Source organism: Azospirillum thiophilum (genome assembly GCF_001305595.1).
Lineage (GTDB): Bacteria > Pseudomonadota > Alphaproteobacteria > Azospirillales > Azospirillaceae > Azospirillum > Azospirillum thiophilum.
In genome coordinates, this window is record NZ_CP012405.1 from 400,612 (window position 1) to 421,716 (window position 21,105).

General features: G+C 69.4%; 22 protein-coding genes and 2 pseudogenes. 7 read left to right on the forward strand and 17 right to left on the reverse strand.

Annotation, left to right across the window (positions count from 1 at the left end):
- The first annotated feature begins 23 nt into the window (after positions 1–23).
- Positions 24–1,148 (forward strand): NAD(P)/FAD-dependent oxidoreductase, encoded by a 1,125-nt coding sequence (locus AL072_RS27805; RefSeq protein WP_045585642.1) that lies wholly within the window; start codon positions 24–26, stop codon positions 1,146–1,148.
- A 16-nt stretch (positions 1,149–1,164) separates the two neighbouring features.
- Here the strand turns inward: AL072_RS27805 and AL072_RS27810 are convergent, their stop codons facing one another.
- The 3 genes from AL072_RS27810 to AL072_RS27820 form a co-directional block, all read right to left on the reverse strand.
- Entirely contained in the window at positions 1,165–1,539 is a 375-nt protein-coding gene (locus tag AL072_RS27810) for a response regulator transcription factor (protein ID WP_045585643.1), read from the reverse strand.
- Positions 1,540–1,659: 120 nt separating this feature from the next.
- Positions 1,660–2,310 (reverse strand): response regulator transcription factor, encoded by a 651-nt coding sequence (locus AL072_RS27815; protein ID WP_045585644.1) that lies wholly within the window; start codon positions 2,308–2,310, stop codon positions 1,660–1,662.
- 5 nt (positions 2,311–2,315) lie between these two features.
- Positions 2,316–3,962, reverse strand: a complete 1,647-nt coding sequence (locus AL072_RS27820) for a sensor histidine kinase (protein WP_052710435.1) — start codon at positions 3,960–3,962, stop codon at positions 2,316–2,318.
- 271 nt (positions 3,963–4,233) lie between these two features.
- On the opposite strand from AL072_RS27820, the gene AL072_RS27825 reads away from it, so the two are divergent.
- Positions 4,234–4,542, forward strand: a complete 309-nt coding sequence (locus AL072_RS27825; protein ID WP_045585645.1) for a putative quinol monooxygenase — start codon at positions 4,234–4,236, stop codon at positions 4,540–4,542.
- Positions 4,543–4,560: 18 nt separating this feature from the next.
- Here the strand turns inward: AL072_RS27825 and AL072_RS27830 are convergent, their stop codons facing one another.
- On the reverse strand, positions 4,561–5,142 hold the full coding sequence (locus AL072_RS27830; RefSeq protein ID WP_045585646.1) for a TetR/AcrR family transcriptional regulator: 582 nt from the start codon (positions 5,140–5,142) through the stop codon (positions 4,561–4,563).
- A 246-nt stretch (positions 5,143–5,388) separates the two neighbouring features.
- Between AL072_RS27830 and AL072_RS27835 the strand changes: the two genes are divergently transcribed.
- On the forward strand, positions 5,389–5,991 hold the full coding sequence (locus AL072_RS27835; protein WP_045585647.1) for a TetR/AcrR family transcriptional regulator: 603 nt from the start codon (positions 5,389–5,391) through the stop codon (positions 5,989–5,991).
- Between the two features lie 99 nt (positions 5,992–6,090).
- The gene (locus AL072_RS27840) at positions 6,091–7,338 is read left to right on the forward strand and encodes a YbfB/YjiJ family MFS transporter (protein ID WP_045585648.1); all 1,248 of its coding nucleotides are present in this window, start codon (positions 6,091–6,093) and stop codon (positions 7,336–7,338) included.
- Between the two features lie 29 nt (positions 7,339–7,367).
- Here AL072_RS27840 and AL072_RS27845 read toward each other — a convergent pair whose 3' ends face one another.
- From AL072_RS27845 to AL072_RS27860, 4 genes are all read right to left on the reverse strand, one after another.
- On the reverse strand, positions 7,368–8,234 hold the full coding sequence (locus AL072_RS27845; RefSeq protein WP_245637026.1) for a helix-turn-helix transcriptional regulator: 867 nt from the start codon (positions 8,232–8,234) through the stop codon (positions 7,368–7,370).
- A 343-nt stretch (positions 8,235–8,577) separates the two neighbouring features.
- Complete coding sequence (locus AL072_RS27850; RefSeq protein ID WP_045585649.1) at positions 8,578–9,384, reverse strand: alpha/beta fold hydrolase; 807 nt, start codon at positions 9,382–9,384, stop codon at positions 8,578–8,580.
- A gap of 98 nt (positions 9,385–9,482) precedes the next feature.
- The gene (locus AL072_RS27855; protein WP_052710436.1) at positions 9,483–10,487 is read right to left on the reverse strand and encodes an alpha/beta hydrolase; all 1,005 of its coding nucleotides are present in this window, start codon (positions 10,485–10,487) and stop codon (positions 9,483–9,485) included.
- An 18-nt stretch (positions 10,488–10,505) separates the two neighbouring features.
- Positions 10,506–11,183: a helix-turn-helix domain-containing protein gene (locus AL072_RS27860; protein ID WP_082109370.1), complete on the reverse strand. Its 678-nt coding sequence runs from the start codon at positions 11,181–11,183 to the stop codon at positions 10,506–10,508.
- Between the two features lie 207 nt (positions 11,184–11,390).
- On the opposite strand from AL072_RS27860, the gene AL072_RS27865 reads away from it, so the two are divergent.
- Positions 11,391–12,401, forward strand: coding sequence for a C-terminal binding protein (locus AL072_RS27865; protein ID WP_045585650.1), 1,011 nt, complete (start codon positions 11,391–11,393; stop codon positions 12,399–12,401).
- Between the two features lie 136 nt (positions 12,402–12,537).
- Here the strand turns inward: AL072_RS27865 and AL072_RS35015 are convergent, their stop codons facing one another.
- The 3 genes and pseudogenes from AL072_RS35015 to AL072_RS34585 all read right to left on the reverse strand — a co-directional run bounded on the left by AL072_RS35015 (position 12,538) and on the right by AL072_RS34585 (position 13,792).
- Positions 12,538–12,684: a hypothetical protein gene (locus AL072_RS35015; RefSeq protein WP_158511103.1), complete on the reverse strand. Its 147-nt coding sequence runs from the start codon at positions 12,682–12,684 to the stop codon at positions 12,538–12,540.
- A gap of 245 nt (positions 12,685–12,929) precedes the next feature.
- A pseudogene (locus tag AL072_RS34580) lies at positions 12,930–13,415 on the reverse strand (pyridoxal-phosphate dependent enzyme); the annotation flags it as partial.
- Entirely contained in the window at positions 13,352–13,792 is a 441-nt protein-coding gene (locus AL072_RS34585; protein ID WP_245637027.1) for a substrate-binding domain-containing protein, read from the reverse strand. The pseudogene AL072_RS34580 and the gene AL072_RS34585, both read right to left, overlap by 64 nt.
- A gap of 245 nt (positions 13,793–14,037) precedes the next feature.
- On the opposite strand from AL072_RS34585, the gene AL072_RS27880 reads away from it, so the two are divergent.
- Positions 14,038–14,460 carry a hypothetical protein gene (locus tag AL072_RS27880; RefSeq protein ID WP_045585652.1) on the forward strand — a complete coding sequence of 141 codons (423 nt, stop codon included), beginning with the start codon at positions 14,038–14,040 and terminating at the stop codon, positions 14,458–14,460.
- 102 nt (positions 14,461–14,562) lie between these two features.
- On the opposite strand, the gene AL072_RS27885 is transcribed toward AL072_RS27880, so the two are convergent.
- The 6 genes and pseudogenes from AL072_RS27885 to AL072_RS36370 all read right to left on the reverse strand — a co-directional run.
- Entirely contained in the window at positions 14,563–14,913 is a 351-nt protein-coding gene (locus AL072_RS27885; protein WP_045585653.1) for an HPF/RaiA family ribosome-associated protein, read from the reverse strand.
- Positions 14,914–15,094: 181 nt separating this feature from the next.
- A complete protein-coding gene (locus tag AL072_RS27890) occupies positions 15,095–16,171 on the reverse strand; it encodes a YeiH family protein (protein ID WP_245637028.1) in 1,077 nt (358 codons plus the stop codon).
- 171 nt (positions 16,172–16,342) lie between these two features.
- Positions 16,343–16,882, reverse strand: coding sequence for an RrF2 family transcriptional regulator (locus tag AL072_RS27895; RefSeq protein WP_045585655.1), 540 nt, complete (start codon positions 16,880–16,882; stop codon positions 16,343–16,345).
- A gap of 189 nt (positions 16,883–17,071) precedes the next feature.
- Positions 17,072–17,512 (reverse strand): cupin domain-containing protein, encoded by a 441-nt coding sequence (locus tag AL072_RS27900; RefSeq protein ID WP_082109371.1) that lies wholly within the window; start codon positions 17,510–17,512, stop codon positions 17,072–17,074.
- 33 nt (positions 17,513–17,545) lie between these two features.
- Positions 17,546–18,301: an SDR family oxidoreductase gene (locus AL072_RS27905; RefSeq protein WP_045585656.1), complete on the reverse strand. Its 756-nt coding sequence runs from the start codon at positions 18,299–18,301 to the stop codon at positions 17,546–17,548.
- A gap of 376 nt (positions 18,302–18,677) precedes the next feature.
- Positions 18,678–19,679 (reverse strand): annotated as a pseudogene (locus tag AL072_RS36370) (methyl-accepting chemotaxis protein); the annotation flags it as partial.
- 1,029 nt (positions 19,680–20,708) lie between these two features.
- Here AL072_RS36370 and AL072_RS27915 point away from each other — a divergent pair.
- The gene (locus AL072_RS27915) at positions 20,709–21,065 is read left to right on the forward strand and encodes an ArsR/SmtB family transcription factor (RefSeq protein WP_045585657.1); all 357 of its coding nucleotides are present in this window, start codon (positions 20,709–20,711) and stop codon (positions 21,063–21,065) included.
- Positions 21,066–21,105: the final 40 nt, after the last annotated feature.

A 21,105-nucleotide genomic window follows, 5' to 3' on the forward strand; every position in this document is an offset into this window, starting at 1 on the left:
CGCAGGTGGCCGGAGCGGGTGCGATGGAGGCGGGGGCCATAGAGGCGGATGCGGTCGTAATCGGCGCCGGGCCGGCCGGCGCCGCCTTCGCCCTCAATCTGGCGCCGCTGCGCCGGGTCCTGGTGCTGGACCGGCAGGACGCCCCCGCAGTCCGCATCGGCGAATCCCTCGCCCCGGCCGCCCGCCGGCTGCTGGCCGACATGGGGCTGTGGGACACCTTCCTGGCGGAAGGGCACGCCCCCTGCCACGGCGGCCGATCGGTCTGGGGCGGTCCGGATCCGGTCCTGTCCGACAGCCTGCGCGACCTCGACGGGCCGGGCTGGCACCTCGACCGCGGGCGCTTCGACGGCTGGCTGCGCCGGGTCGCGGTTTCGCGCGGGGCGGCACTGCTGGTGCCGGCCCGGCTGAAGGCAGTCTCCCCCGCCGATCCCGGCGAATCCGCCGGCAGGCGGGACGGCTGGCTACTGGAGGTGGAGGCGGCAGGCCGCCGCATTCCGGTGCGCACCCGCCTGCTGGTCGATGCCGGCGGGCGCGGCTCGCCGCTCGCCAGGCGGCTGGGCGCGCGGCGGACGGTGTCCGACCGGCTGGTCTGCGGCTGGCTGCATGGGCGGGACGCCCCCGGTCCCCGCCCCGGCCTGACCCGGATCGAGGCGGAACCGGACGGCTGGTGGTACAGCGCGCCGCTACCGGAGGGCCGCCGGGTGGTCGCCTTCCACACCGACGCCGACCTGCCGGCCGCAGCCGACGCCCGCGACGCCGACGCCCTGATGCGGCGCCTGGCCAGCCGTCCCTTCCTGTCGGAGGCGATGCGTGCCGACGGCTTCGAACCTGCAGGGGCGGCCGGATTCTGCGCCGCCCACAGCACCACGCTGTCACCCGGATCGGGGGACGGCTGGCTGGCGGTCGGCGATGCCGCCCTGGGCTTCGATCCGCTGTCGTCGCAGGGGATCCTCAATGCGCTCTACACCGGGCTGGCGGCGGCGGAGGCGGCGGACCGCCACCTGTCGGGCGATGCCGGCGCCCTGCCCGGCTACGGCGCCGGGCTGCTGCCGGTCCGCGACGCCTACCGCAGCCATCTGCGGGCATGGTACGGGCTGGAACGGCGCTGGGCCGACCGGCCGTTCTGGAGCCGCCGGCTGGCGGCGTGAGGAGGCGCGGCGCGCATCAGCGCCCGGCGATCGCGGCGTTCAGGGAATCGATCAGGATATGGTCGTCGACCGGCTTGCCCAGCAGGTCGCGGGCGCCGCCGCCCAGCGCCCGCGACCGCGTCGCGGCGTCGGCATAGGAGGTCATGAACAGGATCGGCGGCCGGACGCCGCCGGCGGCGTTCAGCCGCTCCTGCAACTCCAGGCCGGACAGGCCTGGCATCCGCACGTCGAGGATGATGCAGGCGATGTCAGCACGGTCGGCACGGGCGAGGAAATCCTCGGCCGATCCGAAGGGCTGGCAGCGGAAACCGGCCGATTTCAGCAGATCGTCGAGCGCCTCGCGGATCGCCTCGTCGTCGTCGACCACCGCTATCAGGGGTTCATGGGACAATTTCTCGATGCCTCGACCGAATGGCGGCGCCGGTCCTCGGCGTCACATGCATCCTATCCGGACGGGGCAGGCGGGAGATAGCCACACCTAGGTCTAGCGAAAACCGGGGCGCCCGTGCCGTCAGCCGCCCGCCTCCAGCATCTCGACCTTACGGACGAGATCGGCGACGGAGCGCACCTGCATCTTCCGCATCACCTTGCCGCGGTGCAGCTTCACCGTGACCTCGCTGATGCCGAGATCGCCGGCGATCTGCTTGTTCAGCCGGCCCTTGACCACGGCCGCCATCACCTCGCGCTCACGCGGGGTCAGGGAGGCGGCGAGCGATGCCACGCCGTCGGTGACGGCCCGGTCGCGCCGGCGGGCGCGGTCCTTGGCGATGGCGGCCTCCACCGCGTCGAGCATGTCCTGGTCGCGGAAGGGCTTGATCAGGAAATCCTCCGCCCCGGCCTTCATGGCGCGGACCGACATCGGCACGTCGGCGAAACCGGTCATGAAGACGATGGGAAGCGCGATGCCCAGGCTTTCCAGCCGGGCCTGGAACTCCAGCCCGCCCAGGCCGGGAAGCCGGACGTCGAGAACAAGGCAGCCGGGCCGGTCGGGCACCGCCGCGTCCAGCAGTTCGGCCGTCGTGCCGAAGCTCAGGCCTTCGATGCCGACGGACCGCAGCAGATCGACCAGCGCCTCGCGCATGCCCTCGTCGTCGTCGACGACGAGAACGAGCGGAACGTCGTCAGCCGGGAACGGAGCCGGCAACGGGGCGGGGGTCGGCATGGCGGTCAATCCTCCTGTGCTGCGGGCAGTGTGGCGGCGGCGGTTGGGGACGGAACAGGGGACGGTGGCAGCGCGGCGGCGGGAATCGTGAATTCGAACACCGCCCCGCCATCCTCATGGTTGCGTGCGGTCAGCGTACCGCCGCAGGATTCGACGGTCGAGCGGCAGATGGCCAGCCCCATGCCCATGCCGTCCGGCCGGGTGGTGAAGAACGGGTCGAACAGCCGGGCGCGATGCTCCTCGGCAATGCCGGTACCGCGGTCGCGCACCGATACCCGCACCTGCGCGGGATCGGGGCTGTCCACGGAGACCGTCAATTCCCGCTGGGCGGTCCCCGCCCCCATCTCGGCCCCCGTCTCGGCCATGGCGTGCAGGCCGTTGGCGATCAGATTGATCAGCACCTGCTGCAAGCCGACCCGGCTGGCCCGTACCGGCGGGACGCCGTCGGCGAAATCGGTCGTCAGGGTGGCGCCGCCCGCCGACAGCTCGCGCTCCAGCAGCTGCGCCGCCTCCTCCACCAGTTGGCGCAGGTCGATGATCTCGTCGCGATCGGCGTCCTTGACCAGCATGCCGCGCGTCCGTTGCACGATCTCGCCGGCCCGCTTGCTGTCGCGAACCATGCGCTCCACCGCCTTGGACGCGGTGTCGATGTCGGGAGGATCGCGGCGCAGCCAGCGCAGGCAGGCCTGCGCGTTCAGGACGATGGCGCCCAGCGGCTGGTTCAGCTCGTGCGCGATGGAGGCGGACAGGGCGCCCAGGGTGGCGGCCCGCGCGGCGCGGGCAAGCTCGGCCTGGGCCGCCAGCAGCGCCTCCTGCGTCCGTTCGCGCTGGGTGATATCGACCACGCCGACCACCACCTGATCGAAGCCGATCCCGTCATCGGGCAGCCTGATGCCGAGCAGCACCGTCAGGACACGGCCATCGGCGGCGATCAGGCGGGCCCGCCCCTCGAACCGGTCCTTCCCCTCATGGATGGCCAGCAGGGCGTCCAGTATCGCCGGATCCTCCGCCGGCAGGAAGCGTTCGAGCGGACCCAGAACCTCCGCCCGGTCGGCGGCGCCCAGCAGTTCCAGCGTCGCGTCGTTGACGTTGGTGGTGACGACCAGCGACGCCATCCCGCGCGCCCAGCCGGGATTGGCCTGGGCATGGGCGGCGAGATCCGTCACGCCCACGGCCCGCAAGGCGTCCAGCGCGTCCTTGACCCCGGTGAAATCCTGCTCCCACAGCGAAAAGCGCGCCTGTTCGAACATGCTGCGGTAGCGCTTCTCGCTGCGCGCCAACGCCCCGTTGGCCCGGACCAGCAGCGCACGGGACAGATGGTCGCGCACCAGAAGGGCGGTGGTGATCAGGATCGCCGCCAGCGACACGCCGCAGCGCAATGCCGACTGCACGTCCATGTCGTGCCAATGGGACAGGAGAAAGGACAGCACCGCCAGCACCGCGCAGCCGGCGCCGACCCGGACGATGCCCGCACGCGGCAGCGCGTTGGCGGCCAGCATCAGGACCAGGACATAGAGCACGGCGATCGCGCTCTCGATGTCGGTGAAGGTGTCGACGGCGAAGACCGTCAGGCCGAGCAGGAACGCCAGGGCGCCGAACCGCAACTCGTTCCGCCGCCGGGACTCCGGCGACGCGCCATAGCCTGCAACCATGTGCCCGCCCCCACACCCTTGCGGCTTGCCGCCCTGCTTCGGACAGCCTAGAGGACGGCCGCCCGCGCTTCTTGAAGGATCTGTCGCTGTTTTGGACGATCTGGACCGGCTTCCGCCAGTCATACCTTGGTTTAGCTGTCCACGGCCGACACCGGGCCTTTACTTCGCCGCCGGCCGGCTTCATCGTCGGACCGGGTTCCAGGGCAGCGGCGATCCACGGAAACGCCCCCGGGACACGAACAGCCCGAGCCCGAACAGCAGGAGAAGCGGAATGAGCCTTCCACCGAACGACCAGGTCCAGCTCGTCGCCTACCTCGTCGCCACGGAGGGCGAGGGACAGGCACTGGCCAACGCCATCGCCGACATAGTCCCGGCGGTGCTGGAAGAGCCGGGCTGCCTGGGCTATGCCGCACATGTCGCCCGCGACGTCCCCGATACCGTCGTGATGTACGAGGTGTGGGAGAGTCGCGCCGCGTTCGATGCCCATTTGGCCGGGGCCAATTTCGCCAGCCTTTCCGTTCTGTTCAAGACGCTGTTGAGCGAGCCGCCGCGGATCGACCTGCTGCGCCGGATCGCCTGAAACCACGTCCGGCCCCGCTCAGGCGCGGTCCGCGTCCGGCGCCGCGAAGGCCGTGCGCGCCGCGTCCAGGATTTCTTCCGACAGCGCGGGATCGTCGACGGCGCGGGCCAGGATCAGGGCGCCGACCATGCCCGACAGGGTCGCCAGCGCCGCCTTGCGACGCGCCGCGGCGGACCGGCCGGGCACCAGCCGGTCCAGCAGCTCGATGAAGGGACGCAGCCCGGCGGTGAAGGCCCGGCGCGCCGTACCGCCTTGCCGCGCCGCATCGACGCCCAGCGCCGCGATCGGACAGCCGCCGGCCGGATTGTCGCGATGGGCCGGCGTCAGATAGGCGGTGACGAGCGCCGACAGCCCATCGTCGCCGGCCACAACCCTGCCCTCCCAGCGTTGCGCCGATGCGGCCATCGCCCCGGCGCAGGCTTCGGCCGCCAGATCGTCCTTGGAGGCGAAATGGCCGTAGAAGCCGCCATGGGTCAGGCCGGCCTCCTTCATCAGGTCGGCGACGCCGATGCCGTTGAACCCGCGTTCGCGGAACAGCGCCCCGGCGACCTCGACGATCCGGCGCCGGTTCTCCGCCGCCTGTTCCTTGCTCACCCGCATGGCTCACCCCCGCTGGACGGACGCGCACCGGAGCCGCCCCCGTCGGGATTTCATCGGCCGATTATATGATGATCGTCATTATTTTTTCAATTGGGACTGCCGGCCCCGGCCCCACCGCATGCGGCATTGGCCGGGCAGGCAGGCTCCTGCGGCATGTGTGCATCGCAGCGAAATCCCTTGACCGCGATCATGGCCGGGTTATGTTTTAGATCATTCGATACAAAACGGCGGGGCGGAGGGGCGACGATGGCGCGACCGCGGAAATTCGACGAGACGGCGGTGCTGGACGCGGCGGTCGACCGCTTCTGGACGCAGGGCTACGAGGCGACCTCGACCCGCGAGCTGGCCGAGAGCATGCGGATGACGCTTGCCAGCATCCACAACGCCTTCGGCGACAAGCGGGCGCTGTTCCGCCGCGCGCTGGAGCATTACCTGGACGGCTCGCTGCGCGCGCGCATCCTGCGGCACGAGGCCCTGGCCTCTCCCGGCCTCGCCATCGCCGGCTTCCTGCGGGAGAGCATCGAACGGTCGCTGGGCGACGGTTGCCGGCGCGGCTGCCTGCTGGTCAACTCGGCGCTGGAGGTCACGCCGGCCGACCCGGACATGCGAGCCTTCCTCGACGCCGAGCTGTCGACCATCGAAGGCTTCTTCCGCCGCTGCATCGTCAAGGGGCAGCAGAGCGGCGACATCCCCGGCCGGATCGATCCCGACGACGGCGCCCGCCTGCTGTTCTCCAGCCTGCTCGGTATCCGCGTCCTCGCCCGCATCCGCCCCGAACGCGACCTGCTGGAGGGGGCGGCCCGCGCCGCCCTGGCCAGCCTCGGGCTGCCGGCGATGCCGGATCCGTGAGTCCCGGATCCCTGATCCGCCGCCGACACCCTTCCTTCCCAAATCCCCATCCCCGAAGGCGGGCCGCGAGCGCGGCTCCGTCAACAGCAAGGCACGACCATGGGCAGAGCAACAGCAGCTGCGGCGCCGGATCGCCGCCCCGATCCCCGCGACGACCGCCTGGACGGGGCCGCCTGGATGGCGACGCTCGCCGGCATGGCGGGAAGCCTCGTCGCCATCGGGCTGGCGCGCTTCGCCTATACCCCGCTGGTCCCGTCGCTGATCCAGGCGCACTGGTTCTCCGCCGGCGACGCGGTGACGCTGGGGGCGGCGAATTTCGCCGGCTATCTGGCGGGCGCCCTGCTCGGCCGGCCGATGGCGGGGCTGCTGCCCAGCCGGACGCTGCTGCGCCTGCTGATGCTGGCGGCCTCCGTCGCCTTCATCGCCTGCGCCTACCCGATCTCGACCGGCTGGTTCTTCGCCTGGCGCTTCCTGTCGGGTCTTGCCGGCGGCGCCATCATGGTGCTGGTCGCGACCTCGATCCTGCCCCACATCCCGGCATCCCGCCGCGGCTTCGCCAGCGGCATGATCTTCCTCGGCATCGGCCTGGGCATCGCCGCCTCGGGCACCGCGGTGCCGGCGCTGATGCGGCTGGGGCTGCACGAGACGTGGCTCGGGCTGGGCGGGCTGTCGCTGCTGCTGACCGCCCTATCCTGGTTCGGCTGGCCGCCGTCGGCACCGCCGCAGGGCATCGCCGCCCCGCCGGTGGAGCACGCCCCGCGGCATGAGGGCGGCGTGCTGCGCGTCCTCTATGCCGAATATGCGCTGAACGCGCTGGGGCTTGTACCGGTCATGCTGCTGCTGGTCGATTATGTCGCCCGCGGCCTGCATCACGGCGCCGACGTCGGCGCCCTGTACTGGGTGCTGTACGGCGTGGCGTCGGTGGCCGGGCCGGTCGCCGCGGGAACGCTGGCCGACCGGATCGGCTACGCCACCGCCTACCGCATCGCCCTGCTGCTCCAGGCGGTGGCGGTGGTCACGCTGGCGACCAGCGGCCATCCGCTGGCGGTCGGCGCCGCGACGGTGGTCATCGGCGCCCTCACGCCGGGCGTGGTTCCCCTGGTGCTCGGCCGCATCCACGAGCTGCTGCCGCATACCCATACCGAGCAGCGCGCGGCCTGGAGCCGGGCGACCACGGCCTTCGCCCTGTTCCAGGCGCTGGGCGGCTACGGCTATTCCTACCTCTTCGCCCATAGCGGCGAGAGCTACTCGACCGTCTTCCTGTGCGGCGCCGCCGCCCTGGCCGTGGCGCTGGGCATCGACAGCCTCGCCAACAGCCGCCACCGCCGCCGCGCGGGCGCCGGCTGATCCCTCCCGGCCCCCTGATCCGGCCCCCCTCAGGCCAGCGGGAGTCCTGCCGGCGCGCGGAGCCTCGCGCCGGCCGGCATCGCATCGGCGGACGCGTTGCTGTGCCGCCAGTTGCGCGGCGAGATGCCGACGAGACGGCTGAAGGTGCGGGTGAAATGGCTCTGGTCGGCGAAGCCGCAGGCGAGCGCCACATCGGCCAGAGTCTGCGACCGGTCGCGCATCAGCGCCTTGGCATGCTCGATCCGCTGGTTCAGCAGCCATTGGTAGGGCGTGGTATTGGCGGTGCGCCGGAAGGAGCGGACGAAGTGCCCGACCGACAGCCGGCATTCGGCGGCGAGGTCCGCCAGCCGGATCTCGCCGTCGAGATTGGCGGCGATCATCTCCTTCACCCGCCTTTCCTGCCAGGGGGCCAGCGTGCCGCCGCCCTTGGCCTCGCTCAGCCGGCCATAGGCGGTGACGATGTGCAGCGCCAGCGCAGAGCAGATATGGTCGAGGAACAGCAGGCTGATCCGCTCCGGCAGCGCCAGTGCCGGCAACAGGGCCGACGCCAGGGCCGCGATGGTCGGATCCTCGACCGGACGGCTCGGCCGGATCGCCAGATCCTCCAGCCGGCCGGCCCGCGCGTCGGGACACAGGCCCTCCAGCACCGGCCGCGGCAGATGGAAGGTCAGCGTGTCGAAGGCGGAATGCATGTGACAGGCGATGTCGCGGCGGTAGTCGTGGATGGAGGTCAGCCCGGCGATGTTCCGCGGCTTTTCCACCAGCTCGCCATCGACCCATACGTCGGAGCGGAAATTCGACAGATGGTGGCTGACCAGGAACGCATCCTCGGTGTCCGGGGTGTGGAACCGGCCGACATCGTCGGTGGCGCAGCGAACCCGCGCGATCCCCATCATTCCGCATCCGGACCGGATAACAGTCACATTCGGCTTTTCCGGAATCGTAACGAAACGCAGCTGGAGATTGCTTTGAGCGGCCGAGGCCATGGGTGTCTCCGTGGTCTTGCGTGCGGACATCCGGCCCGATCATCCGGCTGATCCCCGGATCGATGGTCCGTCCTTGGAGGCGGGACGGGACCGCGCGATGCGCGACGGCGGCCGGCTGCCTTCCCACGGAGGGTAAGCGCGGCGACAGGTCGCAGGCCACTAGACACAGATTGACTTCGGCAGTGTTTAGGTAGGGCGACCCTAGACCTTGGTCTAGGATCCGGCCCGCTCGTCGACGGTCGGTCTGCCGGTTTCAGGACAGATGGCAGCGCAGCGCGTCGATCACCACCGCCGGCGCGGACAGGTGCGGCAGATGGCCGGACGCGTCGAGCACCTCCATGACGCTTCCCTGCAGATGGTGGTGCAGATAATCCGCCGCCTCCCGGCTCACCGCGGGGTCGTGACTGGTCTGGAGAACGACCGCCGGCACCCGGATCTCGGCCAGCCGGTGGCGGACGTCGCTTTGCAGGATGGTGATCAGCAGCGACAGCGCCCTATCCGGCCGCATCGCCCGCAGGGTCGCCACGAATTCCCGCACCGCCGGGGCGTCCGCCGGGCCGGAGACGACCATCTCCCCGAAGCTCGCGGTCCATTGCAGATAGTCCCGGGTCGCGCTTTCAATCAGGCCGTCGATGTCGGCACCGTCGAAGCCGCCGCGATAGTCGCCCCGGTTGCGATAGCAGGCGGAGGCCCCCAGCAGCACCAGCTTCCTGAAGGCATAGGGCGCCCTGATCGAGGCGAGCGCCGCGATGGTGCCGGCCACCGAATGGCCGACACAGATGCAATCGACGATCCGCAGGGCGTCGAGGACCGCGGTCAGGTCGCGGACATAGGCATCCAGCGTGCCGTAGCGGACATGGTCGTAGTGGGTCTGGCTGCCCGGTCCGACTCCCGTCAGATCGAACAGGACGATGCGGTAACGGTCCTTGAACGCCTCCACGACATGGCGCCACGCCGACTGGCCGGTGCCGAACCCCGGAACGAGGACCAGGGTCTCCGCCGCCGACCCGATGACGGTGACGTTGTGACGTTCCAGAACCGAGCCACCGCTTTCGATCATCGTGCCGCCCCGCCCACAGGAGTTCCTAATGCAACCATCCTGTGCAGGCACAACGCAAGAGACATCGGCGCAAGAGGCATCCGCGCATGTCCGCCGGCTCAGCGCCGCAGGTGCAGGCGGACGGCGTCGGCAGCCTGGATCACCGCGTCTTCGGCCGCCCGGACATGGCGGGTCATTCCGGCGAAGGAATGAGGCAGCGCGTCATGCAGCACCAGCCGGTGCGGAACATTCGCCTCCTCCAGCCGCCGGGCGAGGCGCAGGCTGTCGTCGCGCAGGCAGTCCAGCCCGGCCGCCGCCACATGCAGCGGCGGCAGCCCGCGCAGGTCGGCGAGCAACGGGGCGGCGCCGGGGTCGCGGGTCATGGCATCCCGGCCGAGATACTGCCGCCAGTACCAGCGCATCCGCCCGGTGGTCAGGCCATAGTCGCCACCGCCGAACAGCCGGTGCGACTCCGTATCGAAATCATGGGCGAACATGCCGTAGAGCAGCATGCCGAAGGACAGCGGCGGTCCCGCCTCGCTCCGGGCGTCGAGCGCCAGTCCGAGCGCCAGGTTGGCCCCGGCCGAATCGCCGCCGACGGCGATCCGCTCCGGGTCCAGCCCGTGATCCGCGCCATGGCGCACCACCCAGCGCAAGGCGGCCAAGGCCTCTCCCCGCTGGTGGGGATAGCGCCTCTCCGGGGCGAGGCTGTAGCCGACGGCACAGACCGCCACGCCGCCATGCCGGGCCAGCAGGCGCAGCAGCCGGTCGTGGGTGTCGATGGAGTTGACCGCGAACCCACCGCCATGGAAGTAGATCAGCACCGGCAGGGGGGCGTCTCCGCCGCCTGCCCCACCATCCACCGGGCGGATCAGGCGCAGGCGCAGCGATCCCGCCGGACCGACGGCCTCGACCTCCCGCACTTCCGCCGGCAGGGCGGGGCCGTTGAGGAAGGCGTGGTAGCGCTCCGCCGCGTCCCGCGCCTCGGCCAGCGGCTGGCGGAGCGGATCGGCCGGCGCCAGCCCGGCGCGGGCGGCCAGGGCGCCCAGTTCGGCAACGCCGGGATCGAGCAGACCGCGGCGAAGGGGCAGGCCATGGCAAAAGGGCAGGATCGTGTCAGGCATCACGGGCGCTCCCGGCGGTCACAGGATGTAGGACATCACCAGATACAGCACCGCCTCGCCGTCGCCGGGATTGCGGTAGCCGTGCGGGACGTCGGCCTCGAACAGGATGGAGTCGCCCTCCTCCAGCCGGTGTTCGCCATCGGCAGTGACGATCTCGACCGGGCCGCGCCCGACCAGGATGTTTTCCACCGTGCCGGGGGAGTGGCCGTCGGACGCCTCGTCGGCACCCGGGGACAGGCGAAGCTCGTAGAACTCGACCTGACGCTCCCCTTTCAGCGGGAACAGCGCGCGGGAGGTGAAACGACCGTCGCGTGAGGTGAGGCTGCGCGATTCCGCCCGCCGGATCACCGTGGTGCCGGCATCGCCGCCGCTGCTGAGCAGGCTGGAGAAGGACAGGTCCAGCGCCTTGGCCACCGTCCACAGCGTGGCGATGTCGGGGCGGTGGCGCCCCTCCTCGATCGCCGCGAGAAGGGAGGGATCGATGCCGGACAGCTGCGCCAGCCCATCGACCGACAGGCCCTGGCGGCGGCGGAAGGCGCGCAGATTGTCGCCGATCACGCCAACGAGCTGGTCGACCGATGCAGGGGGCGATGCAGGGGGCGATGCAGGGGGCGAGGCCGGATCGGAGCCGTCGCCGGGCGTTGCCGCCAGGGCGCGGGGCAGGCGGTCGAATGCGGGGGCTGTGCCGATCGTCATGGATCCCTGCTCCTGCAACGGTGATGATCGGGACGAGGCGAGCTGACAAGACTGGCCGGGCCCGATGGAGGTCGGGAGGATTGAACACCAAATATACCTATCTATCAAGTAGGCAATCTCGTCATTTTGGTGTTATTTACCGGTCATAAATGTTGGCTTTTAACGTTTTTTAATTGTTTAATTTGACCGAAGAGAGGGTGTCAGAGCATGTCGCATGGAAAGCCGGGGGCGTTCACCGTCGGGATCACCGACCACATGATCCCGCCGCCGGATCTGGAAGCCGCGGTGCTGGACGGGGTCGCCGAAATCGACTTCCTCGATACGCGGCGGGAAGAGGATCTTGACCCGGAACGGCTGGCCCGGCTGGACGCGCTGCTGGTGTGGAGCACCAGGATCGGCCCGGCCACGGTGGACAAGCTGAAACGCTGCCGTGTCGTCGTGCGGTTCGGGGTCGGCTACGACCGGGTTGACGTCGCGGCGCTGGAGGCGGCCGGCATCCCCTTCGCCAACAATCCCGATTACGGAACGGAGGAGGTGGCCGACCATGCGGTCGCCATGATCCTGTCGCTGCAACGCCGGCTGTGGGAGCATGACGGGCGTGCCCGCGGCTATGGCACGACGTGGCAGGCCAACACGCTGACGCCGCTGCATCGTTCCAGTGCCGCAACGGTCGGCGTCGTCGGGGTCGGGCGGATCGGTACCGCGGTGGTGAACCGGTTGAAGGGCTTCGGCTACCGCATCCTGGGCTACGACCCGCTCCAGCCGGCCGGACACGAGAAGGCGGTGGGCTACCGCCGCGTCCGCCGGCTGGAGGATCTCCTGGCCGAATCGGACATCGTCACCTTCCACTGCCCGCTGACGGGCGAGACGCGCGGCCTGCTGGACGAGGCGACGCTGGCGGCGATGAAGCCGGGCGCCATCCTGGTCAACACCGCCCGCGGCGAGCTGTTCGCCGGGCTGGACCCGGTGGAGGCGGCGCTGCGCAGCGGCCGGCTGGCGGCATTGGGCACCGACGTGCTGCCGGTCGAGCCGCCGGCCCCGCACCCGCTGCTCGACGCTTGGCGGGCGCGGGAGGACTGGCTGGCCGGCCGGCTGGTGGTAACGCCGCACAACGCCTTCCACTCCGATCAGGCGGCGGTGGAGATGCGTCGGAACGCTGCCGAAACGGTGCGGATCTTCCTGGAGGACGGCGTGCTGCGGAACAGGATCCGGGGGTAGAGGGCCGGGAGGAGGTCTGGCAGCGGTTGCCCCCTCCCCGACCCTCCCCCTCTTCGAGGGAGAGGGTGCATTCTGGGAAGCAGTCGAGGGGTGGAGAGGGCAAGTGCCGTCGAAGCTCCTTCCGCTACCCACTCCTCTACCCGGCCAGCAGCCCGGCCACGTCCAGCCCCAGCCTACCGCCGATGCGGTAAAGCGCCGCCTCCGGCTCGCCGGGGATGCTGACGCCGCTGTTGGCGGGGGCCGGCGGCGTGTCGGCGACATGGTCGAGCATGGCCGCGGGCATCGGCCTCCATCAGATTGGCGGCGACGATGGCCGCCTCCTCCCCCGAGCTGCCGCTGCGGCGGAGGATGGCGTCGAGCGTGGCGACCAGCCGCACCGGACGATGGAGGGTGCCGCTCATGCCAAGGTCGCATAGTCGATGGGCGTCGTCCGGTCCAGCATACGATGGACCCGCGGCAGCGGGTATTCGAGATGGCGAAGCCGCCGTTCTCGCGCACCGCGCGCAGGATCAGGAAGTCGCCCACCGCCTGCGGCACGCGGATGCCGGACGCGATGGTGTGCGCATCCTCCCAGCGTGGGGCATGCTCCTCCCCCTGTTCCCAGGCGCGGACCATCGACGCGCAGCCGGCGGCCTGCACCGCCACCATGCACGTGCGCCTGGAGCCGATGAAGCCGATGGCCTCCAGCTCGGCGAAGGCCTTCCACATGCCGATCAGGCCGGTGCCGCCGCCGGTGGGATAGAAGATGACGTCCGGCACCTCCCACCCCAGCTGTTCGGCCAGTTCCAGCCCCATGGTCTTCTTGCCCTCGATCCGGTAGGGCTCCTTGAGGGTCGAGACGTCGAACCAGCCGGCCTTGGCCTTGCCCTCGCCGACGATCTTGCCGCAATCATCGATCAGGCCGTCGACGCGGTAGACGGTGGCGCCCTGCAGCTCGATCTCCGAGACGTTCACCTCGGGCGTGTCGGCCGGGCAGAAGATGGTGGTGCGATGCCGGCGCGGGTGCCGTCCCACAGCGCCGCCACGGTGTCGGTGAAGGTCGGGAACATCAGCGACTTGACCTTGGGGTTGCTGGTGGTGAGGAAAAGCGGCATGTCGTTCAGCGAGGCGATCGCCTTGACCTTGGCGTTGCCCTTGGTGCGATCCCAGATGGTCCGCAGCGGCCCGACGCCGGCGGAGCCGAGGTCGAGGCTGCCGGACAGCAGCGCGTCGTTCATCGCCGCCCCGCCGGACAGTTGGACCCACTCGACGGCGATGTCGAGGCCCAGCGCCTTGCCATGCTTTTCGATCAGCTGGTTCTGGCGCAGCACATGCAAGGGCAGATAGCCCAGACCATATTGCTCGGCGATGCGGATTCGCTCTTCCGCCGCCGCCGGACCGGCCATCGCCATGATGCCGGCTACGGAAACGGCAAGGGTGGCGAGCGGGTGACGAACCGGACGTGCTGGCTGTTAATACTGTTCTTTTATCGGTTCCGAGAAGGGGGTGCAGACGCCTCGAAAGAGTCGGAAGAAGGTTAACCTGGGTTAAGGGACCGCCGCCGCGATGCCGCCTACATCGACGGGACGGGCACCACCCTTTCACTGAAGGGGAACGGTCCGTCCCTTGGAAATGGAACACCAGGAAGGGCCAGGCGATGAATACACCCCAGATGCAGTCCCCGGCGGACGCGATCGGCGCATGGACGGCCGGCACGATGCTGCAGACCACGCTCCTCCAGCGGACCGAGGCGATGCTGCGGATGCAGTCGGGCCTGTTCGAGACTGTCGAAACCATCAGTCAGATGTGGCTGGAGCATCGGCAGGACGACATCCGTTCGGCTCTTGCCACCGTGGAGCGGATGGAAACGGCGGAGAATACGGCGGAGCGCTCCACCCTGTGGAGCGACTGGATGAACGAGCGCTTGAAACGCTGGTCGGGCGAGGCATCGGAAATGGCGGAGCGGGTGCAGACGATGACGCACGTCCTGGCCGACGCGGTTCCGGCCGCGGACAAGCCTGCCACCCAACTGCGGGAAGCGGTGCAGCGGCGCGACCGCAGGAGCGAGGGGACGGCCTGAAAACATCGTCGCCGCGTCCGCCGGGGCTGTGCCGGGCGGACGCGGCGATGGCCGGAACGCCTTGCCACAAGGTTTAAGGTGAACCGGTGACGAAGGACAAGGTTACGCCCGGACGTGGGCCTTCACCTCATGGCGCTGACGCTCCGCATAGCTCTCCAGCGCATGGCGGGCTGCATCGAAGGCGTCGCGGATGGCGGCATCGGCCGTCTCATGACCATGGCCGCCCGGCTTGTCGCTGTGCACGACCAACTCCCCTCCCGGGAGCGTCAGGGCGATCTGGACGGTGTAGTGCTTGCCCTGATGCCGATGGCGATGCGGCACCTCGAAGACCACGCGCGTGGCCAGGATGCGCGTGAAGAAGCGGTCGAGCTTGTCGGCATGCTCACCGATCAGATGCTCCAGCGCGGGAGAGGGGTCGATGTTGCGGAAGGCGATCTGCAACTCTTGACGCATGTCCGTTCTCCTTTTCGGAAGGCGCCCCATCCGCCGGCCAGTAGGAAAAGGGGCCGATGCGGGGCCTGGACGAACCCAGGATCGCACATTGGCGGAATCCTGCCTTAATCTGCGTCAATGCGCTGCCCGCCCGCCGGCTGTAGACTCCGCCGCGTTCAAAATGGCGGCTCAGGACAGCCCCTCAGGACAGCCCGATGGCATGGATGAGCGCGAGGCTGAGCGCGCCCAGCGTGAGCAGGCAGAGAACCACCGCCGCCGTCACCCGCCCGCCCGCCCGCGCCACCGTCCGGACATCGACGCCCAGCCCGAGCGCCGCCATCGACACCACGGTCAGCAGGGTCGCCGCATGCTCCATCGGCACCAGCGCCGCCTGCGGAACGAGGCCGAAGGAGCGCAGCGCGACCATCGCCAGGAAGCCCAGGATGAACCACGGCACCAGATGGTGGACCGGCGGGTATCCCGGATGGGCGCGCTCGTCACTGTCCTCACGCAGGCAGGGCGCCAGGACCGACAGCAGCAGGCAGACCGGCCCCAGCATCAGCACGCGCACCAGCTTCACCAGTGTCCCGACCTGCACGGCGGCGGCCCCCAGCGGCGCGGCGGCGGCGATCACCTGCGGCACCGCATAGACCGTCAGCCCCGCCAGCGCGCCATACTGCACGCCGCTCAACCGGAGCCCCATCCCGACCAGCGGCAGGCCGAGCACGACGACGACGCCCAGCACGGCGGTGAAGGCGATGGAGGCGGCGACGTCGTCGCCGTCTGCCCCGATCACCGGCGCCACCGCGGCGATGGCCGAGTTGCCGCAGATCGCGTTGCCGCAGGCCACCAGCAGCGCCATGCGCACCGGCAGGCCGAGCAGCCGGCCGATGCCGTATCCCGCCGCCAGCGCCAGCGCCACCACCCCGGCGATGCCGAGCAGGAGCACCGGCCCGGCCGACAGGATGGTGGCGGCGCTGACCGACGCGCCGAGCAGCACGACGGCGATCTCCAGCAGGAACTTCGCCGAGAAGCCGATGCCCGGAACCCAGCGGGCCGACGGCGTCCAGGCCGTGCGGATGGCGGTGCCGGCCAGGATCGCCAGCACCAGCGCCTCGATCCAGCTGTCGCCGAACAGCCTGCGCTCGCCCCAGGCGGCGGCGAAGGCAAGCGCGGTGACCGCGATGCACAGAGCCAGGCCGGGCAGGACGGCGCGAAAACGGGCAAGGACGTACCGTCCCGGCGCCGCGATTGCAGCGGCCATGGTGTCGGGAGGCAAGGGGCGGATCTCCACTGGCGATCGGACGGGCGGACTGCCGTCGACGCGATCCGGGACCGGAGCACCGGCCATGCCGGGCACCGGCGGTCGCATCCGTTCCGATGCAGGAACTATGGAGACCGATATCGATCACATCCAACACAAAGAAATGATACGTTCGATAAACTGGCTTTATGGAACAGGACGGGTGCGCGGGGTGCGTGACGAGCCCCGTGCCTCGATGCGTTCCCGGATCCAGCGCTCCACATCGTCGCCGAACTCCGGGGGGGCCTTGCGCCCGAAGCCGGCGGCGACGCTCGCCAGCGTTTCCTGGGCCAGCGTGGCGCGCATCGCCTTTTCCGCCCGCAGCATCACCGCATGCACCGCGCAGACGCCGGCCGTCGACCATGCCGGCGGACTGCCGTCGAACACCGCGCAGCGCCCGCGGATCTCCTGGCAGTCGAACAGCGGCTTGTCTCCTTCGATGGCGTCGACGATGTCGAGGAAGCTGATCTGCTCCGGCGGCCGGGCCAGCCGGTAGCCGCCGCGCACCCCTTCGCTCGCCGCCACGATCCCCGCCTTCTCCAGCTTGGGAAAGATCTTGGCGAGGAAGGAGGGCGAGATGCCCTGCAATTCGGCAAGGTCACGGCTGCTCAGCGGCGTATCCCCGGACGACACCAGCCAGAGCAGGCAGTGGATGCCGTATTCGACGCTGACGGTGAGATGTGCCATGACAGGTCTGGACCGCTTTCCGGTGAGAGGCGTGATCGCGGCGACAATAGATCGGATCGCGTAAGATCGGCATCGATTTGGAGCGTGAATCCGATCGCCAAATATAAGGCTGGAGTTTCGTGCGTTTCATATTGAACGCACGAAACTCCAGCCATCCGCGTTCCGCCCCCCGCAAGCGCCCGCCCCGGATCAGCGCCGGTCCGGGATGGTGAGCTCGGTTTCGGCGGTATCCACCACGAAGACCGCCAGCAGCTTCGACGGCTCGGTGTCGCTGGCGTTGGCGCTGACGCCATGGTGGTCGCCCGGCAGTTCGGTGAAGCTCTCGCCCACCCGATAGGTTCTGACCGGCCCGTCATTGGCCTTGCTGCGCACCGCCCCTTCCAGGACGGTGGCATAGATCAGCGCCGATTTCGCATGGGTGTGGGCGGGCGAATAACCGCCCGGCCCATATTCGACCAGCACCCCCTTCAGGCTCTTGCCGGGAACGTCCGGCAAGGCGTGCTCATAGACCAGCGTCACCTTGGCGTTCCTGGCCGCCGGCGCATCGGCCAGCGCGGAGGCCGGAGCCATGGCAAGCGTGCCGGCGACGGACAGGACGGCAAGCGTCGCCATGGGGAGAAAGCGCGTCATCGGTCTGCTCCTTATCATTTGGAGGGAATAGGGTCAGGCGGCCGCCTGCGAGCGGTGCAGCCAGTCGTCGAGGCCGATGCGGCCAAGCCGCGCGTCACCGGTGGGGACCAGCGAGAGACCCTCCACCCGGCCGCCGAAGTAGCGGGCCTCCGGATCGGCCACGACCGCACGCGGATCGCCCACCGCCTTCAGGTAACGGCCGATCATCAGGTCGAACCGGGCGCGCTCGGGTCCGGCGATGTCGACGATGCCGTTCAGCGGCGGCGCCACCGCCACGTCGGCGACGAGGGCCGCCACATCCTCGGCGGCGATCGGCTGGAACAGCCCGGGCGCCAGCCGCACCGTGCCGCCCTCCGTGCCGGACGCGGCGATGCCGCCGAGGAATTCGAGGAACTGGGTCGAGCGGACGATGCTGTAGGGAATGCCGGACTCCACGATCAGCGCCTCCTGCGCCACCTTGGCGCGGAAATAGCCGTTGTCCGGCATCCGGTCGGTGCCGACGATGGACAGGGCGACATGGTGCCGGACGCCCGCATCGGCTTCGGCGGCGAGCAGGTTGCGCCCGGCGGTCTGGAAGAACTCCATCACCGCCCGTTCCTCGAAGGACGGGGAATTGGCGACGTCGACGACGACATCCGTGCCGGCCAGCGCCTCCGCGAGTCCCTTGCCGGTGAGCGCGTCGATGCCCGTGCTGGGAGCCGCGGCGACGGCGTCATGGCCGCCGGCACGCAGAAGCGCGACGAGCTTCGATCCGATCAGTCCCGTGCCGCCGATAACGACGATTTTCATGATGCGATCTCCCATCCGGCAGGTCGTGCCGGTTCGATGAAGGGGAATGAGAAGCGGTTCGGAGGGCCGCATTCCGGTGCGCCCGCCCTATAACAAGGACAATATCAGTCCGTGTTTTGAGGCGCAAGCATAAACTCAGACCGATTAAGTCTGCGTTATCTGGACGGAACGGCCGGCGGATCCCCCCTCACCGGGAAATGGGCCGATCGGATCGCCGGTTCCGGAGATGTCGAAGCAACTGGCGTCTTGTCGCATCGCCAGGTAGCGGAAGCCACGCCCGTCCCGCCGCCCAGCCATGGCGAAGGCCGCGATGGTGTTCGGGAATGAGGGAGACGGGCATTCCCTTGTGCCTTCGGTTGGAAGATGTCGGGCAGCCTCAGCCGGTGCGGACATGGGCGAGGAATTCGCTCACGGCGTCCTGCAACTGCGCCGCTTGGTAGGAGAGCCCTTCCGAGGCCGAAAGCACCTGACTGGTGGCGGCGCCCGTCTGCGTGGCCGCCCGCGCCACGGTGCCGATGCTGCGCCCGACCGCCGTGACCCGGGTCGCGGCACCGGCCATGTGCCGTGCGATCTCCGCCATGGTCGCCGTCTGATCCTGGATGGTTGTGGAGATGGTGATGTTGACCTCGTCGATGGTCCGCACCGAGGTGGCGATGCTGCGCATGGCCGAGACCGACCGGCCGATCACCGCCTGCATCTCACCGATTTCGATCTGGATGTTCTGCGTTGCCCGGGCCGTCTGGCCGGCCAACCCCTTGACCTCCGACGCGACCACGGCGAAGCCCTTGCCGGCCTCGCCGGCACGGGCCGCTTCGATGGTGGCGTTCAGCGCCAGCAGGTTGGTCTGTTCCGCGATCTGGTTGATCAGGCCGATCACCTGGTTGATGCGGTCGGAAGTTTCCATCAGGCGGTCGACCAGCTCCGTCGTGCCGGCGGCCTCGGCTGCCGCCCGCCGCGCGACGCCGGCAGCCTCCTCCACCCGTGACAGCACCGCTGCCGACAGGCCGTTCAGGTCTTCGGCCGCCATGGCGACCCGGCGGATTTCCTCCGTGGCCGTGCCGGCGTCGGTCTCCGCGGTCGAAGCCTCGTGCGAGGAGGCCTCCGCGGTTCGGGACACCGCGCTCGCCGTCTCGACCAGTCCGTTCGCGGCGCTGCTGACGGACTGAACGATGCTGCCGGCCACCTCCTCGAAGCGTTGTGCCATCTCCTGCACCGCGCGCTTGCGGCCCTCCTCGGCCAGGAGCTTCTCATGCTCATGCTCCCCGGCCAGTCGTTTGGCCTCCAGCGCATTGCTGCGGAACACCTGCAACCCTTCGATCATCTCACCGATCTCGTCGCGACGCCGCGCCGGAAGAACGATGGCGAGATTGCCGGCCGCCAACTCATGGGTGGCCCGGGCAACCCCGATCAGCGGACGCAGTACGCCGCGCACGAGGAAGACGGAGGCGATGGCGCAGACGATCAGCCCCACCAGGGTGGTGCCGCCGATCGTGCGCAGGAGAAATCCCGTGGTTTCCCGGGCTGCCGCATTGGCCTGGGTCACCATCTCCTGATCCTCGGTGGCGATCAGCTTCGTCGCTTCGGCCATACGGTCGAGATGCTCGAATTGCCCCTCCACCTGGGCGCTGAGCCGCAGCATGAGGTCGGGCGGCGCCGCGCCGCCGGAGGCCTGGGCCTGACGGAGAATGGCGTTTGCCGTCTCCTCGATCGCCACGAAGGTGGTCTTGGCGACCTGGATGCGTCCTTCGATGTCGGTCAACGTCCCCTTCTGACCCAGATCATGCTCCCTGGAGATGTCCTCCACGGACTTGGCGGAGGCTGCGAAATTCCGGGCGATGGAGCGGAACTCATTGGCCAGTCCTGCCGGTTCCTGGACGGACAGGCTGCCGATCAGGCTCGGAATCAGCAGCGTCTGGACCTGCAGGTTCTTGATGTGGCCGGACAGGTCGAAATCCAGCATCGCATTGTCCATCTGCAGGGCACTGGTTTCCGCCAAATCCTTGTTGCGCGTGGCGATGAGGACACCCACGGCGCTTTGCGCCAGGAACAGCCCCAGCATGACGACGATGAAAATGGCGAACCTGGTGCGCAGGCTGGTCGGCCGCACCATCGACAGTGCGAATGCAGGGAAGCGGGCAAGCATGGGGATCCTCGTGTGGACGCGGGGATGCTCGGCGGACAGCCGTGACCAGGGCGGATAACCGACCGCCTTCCTTCGATAATCTCACGATCATCGAAATAACTCCGGCGCGTGACACGCGATTGACGGCTTGATGACATTCGTTCGTTCACCGGTCATGTCCCCGGCGACCGGCGATGAACCGGCTTCACCTCGGCCTTCGGCCGACAGCCACGACGCCGATGACAGCCGCTTGCCACGGCTCTATATTTCGATTATGGTCGAAACATGGAAAATAAGATTGCCATCGACGCCTTTGCCGCCCTTGCCCAGGAAACCCGTCTGGCCGTGTTCCGCCTGCTGATCACGGTGGGGCCGAACGGACTGACGGCCGGCGAGGTTGCCCAGCAGGTGGGGGTTCCGGCCTCCACCCTGTCCCATCATCTGGCGACGCTGGAGCGCGCCGGACTGCTCCGCTCCTGGCGGGTGCAGCGGCAGATCTTCTACGCGTCCGACTATGAGGGCACCCGCCGGCTGATCGCCTACCTGATGGAGGACTGCTGCCAGGGGCGCCCCGAACTCTGCTCCACCGACCTGACCCAGGCCGTCCTGTGTGGTCCCGACGGATGCGACCACGACGCCTGAGACCCGACACCAACCGCCGCGCCCCCTGCGGCCTGGAAAG